The sequence below is a fragment of the Deltaproteobacteria bacterium CG11_big_fil_rev_8_21_14_0_20_49_13 genome (assembly GCA_002796305.1).
GTDB lineage: Bacteria > UBA10199 > UBA10199.
Genome location: PCWZ01000072.1, coordinates 4,249 through 16,904 on the forward strand (window position 1 = coordinate 4,249; position 12,656 = coordinate 16,904).

General features: G+C 49.6%; 8 protein-coding genes and 1 pseudogene (1 of these 9 running past the window's edge). 2 read left to right on the forward strand and 7 right to left on the reverse strand.

Features of this window, described 5'->3' with window-relative positions:
* Positions 1 to 1,232: hypothetical protein (locus COV46_06860; protein ID PIR16767.1), on the forward strand; the 1,232-nt coding region annotated here is incomplete at its 5' end.
* Here the strand turns inward: COV46_06860 and COV46_06865 are convergent.
* The 6 genes from COV46_06865 to COV46_06890 all read right to left on the reverse strand — a co-directional run bounded on the left by COV46_06865 (position 1,233) and on the right by COV46_06890 (position 9,226).
* Positions 1,233 to 3,803: a diaminopimelate decarboxylase gene (locus COV46_06865; protein PIR16768.1), complete on the reverse strand. Its 2,571-nt coding sequence runs from the start codon at positions 3,801 to 3,803 to the stop codon at positions 1,233 to 1,235.
* A gap of 1 nt (position 3,804) precedes the next feature.
* Positions 3,805 to 4,956, reverse strand: a complete 1,152-nt coding sequence (locus COV46_06870) for an LL-diaminopimelate aminotransferase (protein ID PIR16769.1) — start codon at positions 4,954 to 4,956, stop codon at positions 3,805 to 3,807.
* Between the two features lie 71 nt (positions 4,957 to 5,027).
* On the reverse strand, positions 5,028 to 5,783 hold the full coding sequence (locus tag COV46_06875) for a 4-hydroxy-tetrahydrodipicolinate reductase (GenBank protein PIR16770.1): 756 nt from the start codon (positions 5,781 to 5,783) through the stop codon (positions 5,028 to 5,030).
* A complete protein-coding gene (locus tag COV46_06880) occupies positions 5,780 to 6,655 on the reverse strand; it encodes a 4-hydroxy-tetrahydrodipicolinate synthase (protein ID PIR16771.1) in 876 nt (291 codons plus the stop codon). The genes COV46_06875 and COV46_06880 overlap by 4 nt, the downstream gene beginning before the upstream one ends.
* 102 nt (positions 6,656 to 6,757) lie before the next feature.
* The gene (locus tag COV46_06885) at positions 6,758 to 7,600 is read right to left on the reverse strand and encodes a diaminopimelate epimerase (protein PIR16772.1); all 843 of its coding nucleotides are present in this window, start codon (positions 7,598 to 7,600) and stop codon (positions 6,758 to 6,760) included.
* A 72-nt stretch (positions 7,601 to 7,672) separates the two neighbouring features.
* On the reverse strand, positions 7,673 to 9,226 hold the full coding sequence (locus COV46_06890; protein PIR16773.1) for a hypothetical protein: 1,554 nt from the start codon (positions 9,224 to 9,226) through the stop codon (positions 7,673 to 7,675).
* 157 nt (positions 9,227 to 9,383) lie between these two features.
* On the opposite strand from COV46_06890, the gene COV46_06895 reads away from it, so the two are divergent.
* Complete coding sequence (locus COV46_06895; protein ID PIR16774.1) at positions 9,384 to 10,736, forward strand: MFS transporter family glucose-6-phosphate receptor UhpC; 1,353 nt, start codon at positions 9,384 to 9,386, stop codon at positions 10,734 to 10,736.
* On the opposite strand, the pseudogene COV46_06900 reads toward COV46_06895, so the two are convergent.
* Positions 10,733 to 12,656, reverse strand: a pseudogene (locus COV46_06900) (hypothetical protein) (it continues 2,087 nt past the right edge of the window). The gene COV46_06895 and the pseudogene COV46_06900 sit on opposite strands and share 4 nt — an antisense overlap.

Here is a 12,656-nt window from a genome sequence, read left to right on the forward strand (position 1 = left end):
GAGAAGAGGTCGATACCTGCGAGGCTGAACAGGTTAAAGCAGAGGTCTGCGACGGCAAGGATAACAACTGCGACGGCGAGACGGACGAGGGTTTTAATTTAGGAGAACCTTGCAGCGTCGGGGTAGGCGAATGCCAATCGTCCGGTTCCGTTATTTGCAACGAAGATGGCGGAGAAACATGCGACGCGGTCCCCAAAATCCCTGCGCCAAATGATGCCTCGTGCAACAATAAAGATGACGATTGCGACGGGATGACGGATGAAGATTATGTGCCTTCTGTCACGAGCTGTGGAGTGGGAGCGTGTTTTAATCAGGGTCTTTTGACTTGCGTCGGAGGAGCTTTGACCGATACCTGCTCCCCGAAGGCAGCTACCGGCGGCGACGCAGACTGCAATAACGTGGATGATGATTGCGACGGTTCAAAAGATGAACACTATGTTCCAACGGAAACGAGCTGCGGGACCGGGGCATGTTTGGCCCAGGGGATGTTGATGTGTTTCGGCGGAAGGGAAGAAGATATCTGTGCTGAGGGAACGGCTACCGGTGATGATACAGATTGCAACAATATAGACGATAACTGTGACGGTCTTGTGGACGAAGGTTTCATTTCAACTCCCACATATTGTGGAACCGGTGAATGTTCGGCGACCGGCATCAATATATGTTTTGGAGGAGAAGAGGTCGATACCTGCGAGCCGGGAGCGCCAGGCATTGAGATCTGCGACGGTCTTGATAATGACTGCAACGGCTATACAGATGAACCGGGAGTCTTTGTGCTCGATCACGACGCTGACGGGCTCTGCGATGAGCTAGATTGCGATATCAATGAACCGGAAACGCATCCATTGGTGATAAAATGTGCAGGGCTTTCGACAGATGCATGTTGGAACGCGTTGACCAATCCCGGTTTTGACGTCGGCGCAACCCTTTCGGTTTCGATACAGTATTATGACCCCGCGGACGGTATCTCGATGTGTTATGATGCCCTATGGACGGACGCGTGCGGCAAAGACAATATACAGCCTGCGGCTCTGGCTTGTACCGACCAGCTGATGTTTGTAGGGATTGAGCCCGGAAGCGGCGGAAACAAGTTCAGGTGGTCAACGCCCGACGGCACAACCGCGAAATTCTCTTTCAATAAGACGCTGACACCGAAGAATGCGAACGCGCAGATATTTTACTCGGAGCCGTGCAACTTTAATGCTCTCTTCAGGTCCAATCTTTGTCAGTGATCATCTCTTAAGAAAATATTCCTTGGCGGGCTCTCTCATATTGTAATTTGAGCCCATGACGTGTCCGTACGCGCCTGCGGTGGCGATAAGGATCACATCGCCTTCAGAAGGCTCGGGCATAGGACGCTCGTATCCCAAAATATCGCCCGATTCGCAAATAGGCCCCACGATATTTGCAACGACGTTGGACGGCTTTCCGATCTTTGAAAGATTCACTATTTCATGATGGGCGCCGTAAAGGGCGGGGCGGATAAGAGAGTTCATTCCGGTATCGATGCCTATGTAATTATATTCATCCTTCTTCTTCGTCTGTGTCACCTTTGCAAGAAGCACTCCGGCCTCGGCCACGAGAAACCTTCCCGGTTCTATCCAGAGCTTATATTTAGGGTATGCGGAAGCGACCTCCTGGAGCATGGTGTTAAGCGTTCCCATATCAAGTTCGATCCTGCCCGGTTTTTCAACGATGCCCAATCCCCCGCCCAGGTCAAAGACCTCGGCCTCCGGGAACATGCCGGCCATGGATGCCATGAAGCGCGCGTTGTTGCTCCAGGTTTCGGGTGTGAATATGTTGCTTCCTACGTGCGTGTGAAGGCCTTTCACTTTTATATCGTTACGTTTCACCGAATCTGCCAATTCATCGAATTGTTCGGGCGAGACACCGAACTTCGATCTTATCCCGGCGGTGTGGACATATTTGTGATGTCCCTGTCCATGGCCGGGGTCTACCCTTACAAAGACCTCCTTCCCCTTTAGAAGGTCGGGCCATCCTTTGATGGGGAATAGATTATCGAGCGTTACGATCACCTTTTTCTCAAAGGCATATTCGTATTCGTTCTTTGAGGCAAAGTTGGGGGTGAAGAGTATCCTTTTGGGGTCTATTTTGGGAAACAGTTCCAGTATATATTTCACTTCAAATGGTGAGACACATTCAAAGCCCAGCTTTTCATCGTAGAACTTCTTTAATATGTCCCGTTGCCTGTTCGCCTTTATGGAATAGAAGACGCGGTCTATCGAGTTCAGCCGCGATATTTTTGAAAGAGACCTGTCGAGCGCCCCTTCTTCATATACGTAAAGAGGGGAACTCTTTTTGGCAATGGCTATGAGTTCATCTTTCCTGTTAAGCCACCATGTGTCTGGAAGCCTTTCGGGCTCTTTGCCGTTCTTTTCAAAGAGCGCCTGCCACGAATCTCCCAAAAGCTTGTCGCGGCCGCGCTGCTTAAAGAGCTGTTCGTGAAGCTTTATTACGAGCCTGTCGGCCTGATCCTCATCCACCACGAACGTCAGGTTGAGATCGTTCGCCGCCTGAGAGACGAGGTAGATCTTCTGCTCCTCAAATACCTCAAGCGCCGGTGCCAGCTGGGACAGAATGGAGCGGATGTTTCGCCCCACCATGCTCACCATGGCGCATGAATCGATCGTTTTTGCCTGACAGAACGCGTTGAGTTCCGTGATCAGTTTCTTCAGGGTCTCTTTAGTGAGGACGTTCGTTGTCTGGTCGAGCGTTACCGTGACGTTGGTCTCGGAGGTAGAAACTAGATCTATGGAAATGCCGTTACGTTTGAAACATGAAAAGACGTCCGAAAGAAAACCGACCTGATGCCACATGTCGACCGACTCCATAGAGATGAGAGTTATCCCCTTTTTGGAAGATATGGCCTTTACACAGGCATCCTTTACTGAGCATTCGGAAGCCACGAGCGTCCCATCCATCTTGGGATGTTCAAGGCAGTAAATCTTGAGAGGAATACCGCATTTTTTAACGGGTGCCAGGCACCTTGGGTGCAGGACCTTGGCGCCGGATGATGCGATCTCCTGGGCCTCATCGTAATCAAGAACCCTTATGAGCCTGGCCGACGGTATTTGTCGAGGGTTCGCCGTATACATACCAGGCACGTCGGTCCATATTTCGCAGACCGAGGCGTTGAGCTTTGCCGCAAAGTATGAGGCGGAGATGTCCGAACCTCCGCGGCCTAAAAGGACGGTATCGCCCGCACCATTGCCTGCGATGAAACCCTGGGTTAGGATCACGCCCGATCCTTTTGAGAATCTTTCGATAAGTTCCGGGTCCTTTTTGTAATCACAGGACGCAGAGAGCATGTCGCGATCCGGATTGTTTGTGAAACTTTCTAGTGCGGTGAGACACTCCCTTGCATCCTGCCAGGTCGTTCGCAAACCCTCCCTGTTCAAATAAGCGGCGCCAAGCTTTGTGGACACCAGCTCGCCGTAGGCCATGACCTTGGCTCTAAGGCGTGGGCCCGCCTCGTTCACAAGCTCGGCCCCCTTCAGGAGCATCGAAAGTTCCTTTAAAGGTTCGCTTATCTCGGAGATGTCCACATTCAGTTCTTTCGCGAGCTCCTTGTGGATATTTTCGATATTGGAAAGAACAGGTTCGAACTTGAGCGCATTTTCCAGTTCGTTGGACACACCCGCGACAGCGGAACATACGATTACAGGTTTTAGCCCCCGTTTTAAACGGTCACTTGCTATCTCTTTGATGGTCTTCCAGCATTTGAGCGAAGAGACGCTCGTTCCTCCGAATTTTATTACTGTGAACTTTCCGGTTGGTGTCATATTAAAGTGACGAGATGCGGTGGACCGCCTCTTCTATTCTTTCAGTTGGATAAGATACGGAGAATCGTATGAAGCCTTCGCCGGCGCTCCCAAATCCAAGGCCGGGGGTCACGACCACTCCAGTCTTTTCAAGGATCTTTGAAGCGAAGGACCTTGAATCTTCTTTTGTGGGTATCTCGACCCAGACGTAGAACGTTGCCTTGGGTTTGACCACGTTCCATCCCTTTTTGTTGAGAGCTTCAACAAGGACGTCGCGCCTGTTCTTATATGTCTTACATGCGTTGACCACGCAGTCCTGGCTCGATGTCATCGCGACTGCTCCGCCGTGCTGAACGGCGGCCGTTGCCGATGAATCTATGTTCGTCTTTAATTTTCCGAGGGACTCGATAAGCCCCTTGTTCCCGGCGGCAAAGCCTAATCGCCAGCCGGTCATGTTGTAGGTCTTGGAAAGTGAATAGAATTCCACCGCCACGTCCTTTGCGCCAGGGACCTCAAGGATGCTTGGGGCCTTGTAACCGTCGTAGACGATGTCGATATAGGCGGCGTCGTGACAAAGAACGAGACCGTTGCCTTTAGCAAAATCGACCGCATCTTTAAAAAAATCTTTGGTTGCAACAGCGGCGGTCGGGTTGTTCGGGTAATTAAGAAAGATAAGCTTTGCCTTTTTAAGAACGTCCTTTGGGATCGATCCGAGGTCGGGAAGGAACCCGTTCTCTTTTTTAAGAGGCATCTCATATGGAACGCATCCGGAAAGCAGGGAGGCGGTCGTATATACCGGATACCCGGGCGACGGGATGAGAACGACATCTCCCGGATCCAAGAAAGCGAGCGGGGCATGTGCGATACCTTCTTTTGAACCTATGAGGGTGAGCGCCTCGCTGTTCGGGTCGAGATCAACGCCCTTTGTCTCCTTCAGGTATGATACCGCCGCCTCGCGGAACTCCTGTGTGCCGTTATATGGGGGATATCTGTGGTTCCTGGCGTCGTGAGCCCCTTCGCAGAAGGCCTCGATAACATGTTTCGGCGTTGGAATATCGGGGTCTCCTATCGAGAGGTCTATTATATCAACCCCCTTTTCGCGCATCGCGCGTTTTTTGGCGTCTATCTCTGCAAATAAATAGGGGGGGAGTCTTTTTAATCTTTCTGATTGCATACGTAGTTGTTGTCATCCTGAGCGGTAAGCGAAGGATCTCCCAAGCAAATTATAGGGTTCCTTCACTTCGTTCAGGATGACACAATATCTAATACCTCTGACATTCCATAGAGACCAGGCCTCTTTCCGACGACCCATTCGGCGGCCTTTAGGGCGCCTGCGGCGAAGACCTCGCGGGAAAAAGCGCGGTGGGTTATCTCCAGCTTTTCGTAGGGGCTTGTGAACGTAATCGTGTGATCTCCTGCCACATCGCCTTCACGGATCGACCTTACTTCAATTTCTCTTCCATCGTCCATCATCCATCTTCCTTCTTTGTTCTTTCCACCCACCTCCTCGATCATCTTTTTGGCTGTCCCGCTCGGCGCATCTTTCTTGTGAACATGATGGGACTCGACGATGTCTATCTTGTAATCCTTGTCTAGGATAGATGCCGCTTCTTCGATAAGTTTCCACATTGTGTTAACGCCGACGCTCATGTTCGGGGAAAGTACGATGGGAATGATCTTGCTTGCCGAAAGGATGTGAGCCTTCTGTTCGGCATTATGGCCGGTTGCTCCGATCACCATCGGTTTGTGTGATGCCGCGGCGAATTTTAGGTTGGTTATCGAACTTTCGGCCCATGTGAAATCTATTGCCACATCTATATCGTCAAGGGCGTGTGAATGGTCGTGTTCCAGGTCCATTCCCTTGCCTATCTTCTTTCCTGTATGGGGAAAGTCCGCAGATTCAACGGCATGGGCAAGGGTGATGTTCTTGAACGAGGGGAGAACGTTAAGTATTGCGCCGCCCATTCTCCCCGCGGCCCCAAATAGAGAAATTTTTATCATATTAAGCAGTAGCTCTTAAGGATCTCTTCCAGCTTTTTCCTATTCTCATGGAGAAGTCCTACCAATGGGAGCCTTAGTTCATCTTTCATTCTGCCCATCATTGAAAGGGAGGTCTTTGCCGGAGCGGGACTTGTCTCTATAAAGAGGACCTTATTTAGCGGTAGCAGCTCTTCCTGAACGAACTTTGCCTTTTCTTTATCGCCGGCGGCGAACGCATCCCAAACCTCCGCGACCTTTGCGGGCATTACATTTGAGGCGACAGATATGGAGCCTACGCCCCCTTCATTATATATGGCAAAGTTCTGGGCATCTTCGCCGGAAAGCATGGCAAAGTCTTTGGGGACTAGCGACCTTATCCTCTTTACCTGATCAATGTTGCCGCAGGCCTCTTTAAGACCTAGTATGTTCGATATCTTTGAAAGTCTTGCAACGGTTTCGGGGAACATGTTGACCGATGTCCTTCCGGGGACGTTGTAGAGAATGACCGGAAGTTTTTCTTCGGATCCGGCAACGGCCTTAAAGTGCTGATACAGACCCTCTTGGGTAGGTTTGTTATAATAAGGTGTGACCTGAAGGCTTGCCGAGACGCCGAGCTTGTAGGCCTTCTTGTGTTTCTTTATGGCGACATCGGTAGAATTTGAGCCGGCGCCGACAATCACGGGGACGCGCGCTCTCGCCTGGTCCACCGTTATTTCAATGACCCTTGACCATTCCTCTTCTGTAAGGGTTGCCGATTCACCGGTGGTTCCGCAGGGGACGAGCCCGTGGATCCCTTCTTGTATCTGCCATTCAATGAATTCGCGCAGGGCTTTCTCATCCAACTTGCCTTTATTGAACGGAGTGACTATTGCTGTGAAGACGCCTTGAAACATAATAAATGACTCAATCACCAAATCACAATGACTCAAATTTCAATGATTGGTCATTGAAATTTAGAGCATTCATTCGTCATTGGAACTTGGACATTGGATATTTTATATCGCAATCTCTCCCTTAAATACAACTTCCGCCATGCCGGTGAGATAGACCTTGCCGTCCTTCTTTTCCCAGTTCACCTCGACCTTGCCGCCTTTTTGGAAGACGGTGACCTCTCTGCCGGTGAATCCGTTCAGGACGCTTGCAAGCGCCGCCGCGCAAGCGCCGGTGCCGCAGCCGTTGGTCTCGCCTACGCCGCGCTCCCAGACCCTCATCTTGATCTCTGTCTGAGAAATGACGTTCACGAACTCAACGTTCACCCTTTTAGGGAACGAATGATATGTTTCGAGGTATTTACCGAACTTTTCAACAGGATAGTTGTCGAGATCATCCACAAATATCACACAATGAGGATTACCCATCGAAACGCACGTGATGCGGAACTCTTTTAACTCGGTCTTTAAGGGCCTGTTTATTATCCTGCCGGATAGATTTACCGGAATATCCTTTCCCTTCATGATCGGTTCGCCCATGTTCACAAGGAAAGAATGTTTACCAAGGCACTTGACCGTTTTAAGGCCAGCCGGGGTTTCGAATATAAGCTCGCGTTTTTGAGAGATCCTGTTCTCAAGTATGAACTTTGCGGCGCACCTTATACCGTTGCCGCACATCTCCGCTTCGCTCCCGTCGGGGTTTATCGTCTGAAGTTTAAAATCGCCCTTGTGGGATTTATGGATGAGAAGGAGCTGGTCTGCGCCGATCCCCCTTTTTCTATCGCAAAAGTCCCGCCCCATCTTTGGGGGAGAGGAAGGCTTGGAGCCTATGAATGGGATGACAATAAAATCGTTCCCTGTACCGTACATTTTCGTGAATGCGATCGTCTTGGTTTTTCCTGTAGCCATAATTCACCTCTAACTAGTTGATTTATAATGAAATTTGTTCAAGAGACTATCAGCGAAGAAAACTATTGTCAATTAAAAAGAGTGGAACTTCTGGCGGTGGAACGTGACCGTTCCGTCGACGGCGTCCACATAACAGGTGACCCCATCTAGCCTGAATTTATATTGGAGGTTGGGACTGCCGTTAAGATAGACCCTTTCCGGTCTCTCTTTCGGGAAATTCCCAAGTTTTTTGAACTCTTTTGTTATGCTTTCGACCTCGCTCTTTCTTATTGCGCCGCACCTGAGCATTTTATCGGCGATGGTATGGAATTTTTGGACCGTGTCGGCGGACATTATGGTCTTCCATGCCTCGATACCGGTCTTTGTGGCGGCGCCGGTGGGCGTATCGGCTACCATCGGTACAACTCGAACCTGCTTGTCATTTATCCGGACAAATCTGAGCCCGGCCCCCTCAATGGGTATACCCCTATAATATTGCTGAAAGAAGACAACCTCGTCATTATCGTAAGAAGGCTTGAACGTGGTTTGACCTTTTGTGTATCTTCCGATGGCAAGGTCGATCTGATTCTTTGGGAGCTTGTCATATTCTCTGAACGCGTATCTTTTATCGGCGTCATTTTCGAAGATGGTCCTGGCTTTTGCCTCGCCCTCAAGGAACTTCATAAAGGCAGGAACGTTGAATTGATATTTGCCGACAAAAGACGGCTCATCGGCCATTACATATGTCAGTGCGTTGTAGACAGCCTTCATGAAATCGGCCTTTTTGGGTCTTGCGGGGAGAAACTTGGGCATATTGCCTATGATGATGGTCATGAGCTCGCTTGCCTTCTCCTTGTCGTTGCCCATGAGACGCGTAAGTTCTTTGAAGCTGAACCATAAGGCTGGTGCGTAAAGTTCGACCCTTCCGTGTGCCTCTTCATCGTAGAAGAGGCTTGGTTGTGTCTCGTTGGCATTTCTAAGGCCGGCAGCAGGAGACGGTTCTTCGGCCGCCCCAAGGCATACGGCAACCCCCTCACCAACTTCGGGGTCTTTTTCATAGACCGTCGAACCGGCATCGGAGATGGCTTCGTGTATGGCATTTCCCTCTATGTCCGCCATGTCCACGCCAAGCTCTCTGCTGTTGGAAAATGTCAGGAGATGCCAGAACTCATGCAAAATAATATTTGAATCGGAGGCAAAGTGACAAACACCCGGTATCATCCCAAAGAAGAAATCATAATTGAACTGATTGAAGAAGGCGTTGGCCATATTTGCTGTGCTTATTTCCACATCTATGGGGTTCTTTACTAAGAGTTTTTCAACATTCCTGTAGACTCTCATTGCCGCAAGCCTGGTGATGAACGTCTCAAAGGTGTAGGCGGTGAAGAGAAGGTCGAACTGGCCCGTTGTTACATGCGGGTTCGAAAACTCCCAAGGGCTGTCAAAATATCCCAGTTTCAGGGGAGGGCCTTCGAATAAGAAATGTTTGGTCTTTAATGTTTGGCTGCCCTGATCGTAGACAGCTTCAAGGCAGACCTCCTTGAACCGGCAGTTCCTGAAATCCTTCTCACATGATGAGGCGCTGTTCTGATCCTCCCATACCGGAAAGGGGCCTATCTCTCCTGTACCGCAGACTGGTGTGGGCATATTTTTTCCTTTCCAATCCGGGATTGTAGTAAGGGCTCATAATATTTGCAAGAGAAATTATACGCCACCAACGCCCGCAAAATTTTAAGGTAATTGACAAGGACATTTTAGTGATATAGCGTGTCGTAAAATTTTAAACCATAAGGAGTCAGTCCCTATGATGAAAAAGATCTGGAGTGTCCTAAAGGCGCAGTCCGCGATACAAATGATATCGAACGTTGAGGAGAAAAATGCCAAATATAGGTACTGGCGCATCCGCATCATGTACGGAATGATGATAGGGTACGCCGGTTTCTATTTCGTGAGAAAGAACCTCTCTATTGCTATGCCTTCGATGTTGAAAGAGCTGGATTTCACAAAGACCGATCTTGGATGGGTATTGACCGGCTTTTCGATAGTATATGGACTCTCTAAATTCTTCAGCGGCATTCTTGCCGACAGGGCCAATCCGCGCTATTTCATGGCTATAGGTCTTATCCTTTCGGCGATAGTCAACGTTTTCTTTGGTCTCTCAAATGCGCTTATATTCTTCGGGATATGCTGGATATTCAATGGCTGGTTCCAGGGCATGGGTTGGCCTCCGTGTGCAAGAGCTCTTACCCACTGGTATAGCCCAACAGAACTTGGAACGAAGTGGGGCATCTGGAATGCTTCTCACCAGATAGGCGGTGCCGGAATAATGATATTTGCCGGATACTTGGTGCAGCATTTTGGCTGGAGAAGCGCCTTCTTCGGCCCGGCGGTGATAGCTGTGGCGGTCGCCTTCATAGTCATGAACAGGCTACGCGATACTCCCCAGTCATTGGGACTGCCGCCGGTGGAAGAGTTCAGGGGAGAAGCAGATGCCACCAACGGGCATGAAGATACCGCCGAATCTTTCAAGGAGATCCTCTTTAAATATGTCCTTACAAATAAATTCGTCTGGATAGTAAGCCTTGCCAATTGTTTTGTTTATATAGTCAGAATTGCGATATTAGATTGGGCCCCGACGTTCCTTGTGGAGGCCAAGAATTCGACCATAGCCGGGGCGGGTCTTAAAACGGCCGGTTTTGAGATAGCAGGTATAGCGGGGGCGATATTTGCCGGATGGATATCTGATAAGATCTTCAAAGGACGGCGCGGTCCTGTCAACGTCATGTTCATGACCGCGGTCATATTTTGCATGGTGGCCCTTTGGCTTACCCCGGCGGGACACCCATACATGGATGCAGCCATACTCTTTGCAGTTGGGTTCGTTATTTATGGCCCGCAGATGCTTGTAGGGGTCGCCGCTGCTGATTTTGCCTCCAAGAAGGCGGCGGCAACGGCCACAGGAATGACTGGCGCTTTCGGATATTTAGGTAGCGCCTTGGCAGGTATAGGCACGGGAGTCCTTGTTGATAAGTATGGCTGGAACGGCGGATTTATGTTCTTTATAGCCGCCGCGATCATAGGCACTATATTGTTCCTTTTTACATGGACCCACAGGTCGGCAACACTTGAAAAGTACCACAATGGCAAGAGCGCCTAATGGCCGTCGGTACCTAATTTGGTCTTATTGAGGTCTGCGGCGAGCAGGTTTATCTGTTCCATAAATCTGATATCAGGCATTGCATCAATGTAGACTTTGAGCAGACCGGCAACTTCTCTGGCATACCAGTTAACATTAGCCAGATTAGGATTTTTTACCATGCTTTTCAGGACCGCAAGGTCTAGGATGAACATCTTCGTATTTTGCGGTGATGGTTCGGAGCCATCTTTAATTTTGACCGAAAAATCAATAGCTCTCTGCAATATCGAGTCTATCCAGTTAAATAATGTGATGGCAGAGTCGTACTTACCTCCGTCGATGGTTTTCAGTTTTTCTTTGGGGTTGCCGGCGGATTCCAGTTTGACGCCCATTATATCTCTATTAGCCTTTTCTGCGAGTTCAAAGACCTTTTCGACATAGGCGTTCATCCTCCCGGGTTCTAACTCTCTGGAAGAGCCCGAAGTGCCGCCGTAGTCGCTTGTATCAAATCCCAACGAGTCTAAAAAATCCCATCCAAAGTGGGTTAAATTTAGGGTCGTGAGATTTGCGAACATGACCTCCCCAGCTTTTTCATAATCACCCGCATTCAAGTATGTTACGTAGTTATCTTCGGCTGGTTCGCCGAGGGTCGTTCTTACGAGCGAAGTGATCTTGCCTGATTTTTTGTCAAAGGCAGGGGCCTCGTCTTTTTTGGTAGGCATAAGATCTCCAAGTAATAGATAGGCCACAGCGCAGCCAAGACCATAGCCGATCATGTTTGCCATGAAGCCATCAAGCTTTAACGGGTTTTGTATATATCTATGAGCTATCATTCCGGCCCAAATGTAATTGCCCACCTCCACTTTGCCTGTCATGTCGGCGTCGAAACCGTCCTGCATCAGTGCGCCGGAGCTCTTTAATAAATATATGAAAGGAAGGTACTGCAATGTTGCCGCTGTCCCCCTCCATGTCAATATGGCGGTGGATCTTTCAGGTTTTGTAACTATGTTTCCGACCGTTTTGGTCCACCACCTTGTCAGTCTGGATGAGGGAGCAACCGTGGCTAGGGCCCTTTGCGTAACGCCGTAGCCGAAAGTATTTTTGATTGAAGGGAGGACGGTATGTGAAAGCCATCTGTCGAGGGGACTCGGATTTGCAAGGGGACTGACGCTTACGTAATATGATTTCCGGACTCCGTTATCCATCGCGTGGAAGGTGTTGACTTCCGTTCTTTCGATAAAGCTGACCTTTGCAAATGGAGTGGCGCCATTCCTGTCGTATGCTCCCACTCTAATGTATCGTTCGCGGCTATCCTGGTCTAGCACAACAGATCTAGGTACAGATTCTACCCTGATCGTTCCGTCTTTCTTAAGTTTTAAGACCACCATATCCATATTTGGGGTCCCTGGGACTACCGCGACGCGGGTACCACCTTTTCCAACAAATACATGTGAACTTTCAAGATCAACGCCAAATCTTTTTTGCAAAAAGGTTTGATCGAAACCGGCGGCATTGAAACTATCAGGAATAGCGGCTCCTCGACCTTGACCTTTTGTTTCAGTCGAGGCTAGCGCGTCCCTATAGAACGTGGCCTGTTTTGCAGATATATTCGAAGCGCCGATCGTCTCGCCTATGGGTATTTTCGCACCGGCCTTAGGCGAACCCAGTAGCGCCGCGCTCAGGCTCTTTGCCCTGACCTCGATCGCCCTCATGACTCCCAATCTGTATCTTGCGGGCGTTCTAGCCATGCCTACCACGGATATTGGTATCCTTGCTTCATGTCTTGCCAGAATAGGTATGGCGAATCTCGCAAGTCTCGAATCTCCGGCAACAGCCATACCGTAAATATTAAGTTTGTTGGTACTTCTTATCGCATAGGCCATCATGAGATTGAGAAGCATAACGTCCATCGGCGGTTTTTCTGAACTGAACCCCTGTGCG

Coding starts and splice junctions, on each gene's coding strand:
- COV46_06865 (PIR16768.1), bottom strand. CDS start 3,803: ATGACACCAACCGGAAAGTTCACAGTAATAAAATTCGGAGGAACGAGC.
- COV46_06870 (PIR16769.1), bottom strand. CDS start 4,956: ATGCAATCAGAAAGATTAAAAAGACTCCCCCCCTATTTATTTGCAGAG.
- COV46_06875 (PIR16770.1), bottom strand. CDS start 5,783: ATGATAAAAATTTCTCTATTTGGGGCCGCGGGGAGAATGGGCGGCGCA.
- COV46_06880 (PIR16771.1), bottom strand. CDS start 6,655: ATGTTTCAAGGCGTCTTCACAGCAATAGTCACTCCGTTCAATAAAGGC.
- COV46_06885 (PIR16772.1), bottom strand. CDS start 7,600: ATGGCTACAGGAAAAACCAAGACGATCGCATTCACGAAAATGTACGGT.
- COV46_06890 (PIR16773.1), bottom strand. CDS start 9,226: ATGCCCACACCAGTCTGCGGTACAGGAGAGATAGGCCCCTTTCCGGTA.
- COV46_06895 (PIR16774.1), top strand. CDS start 9,384: ATGATGAAAAAGATCTGGAGTGTCCTAAAGGCGCAGTCCGCGATACAA.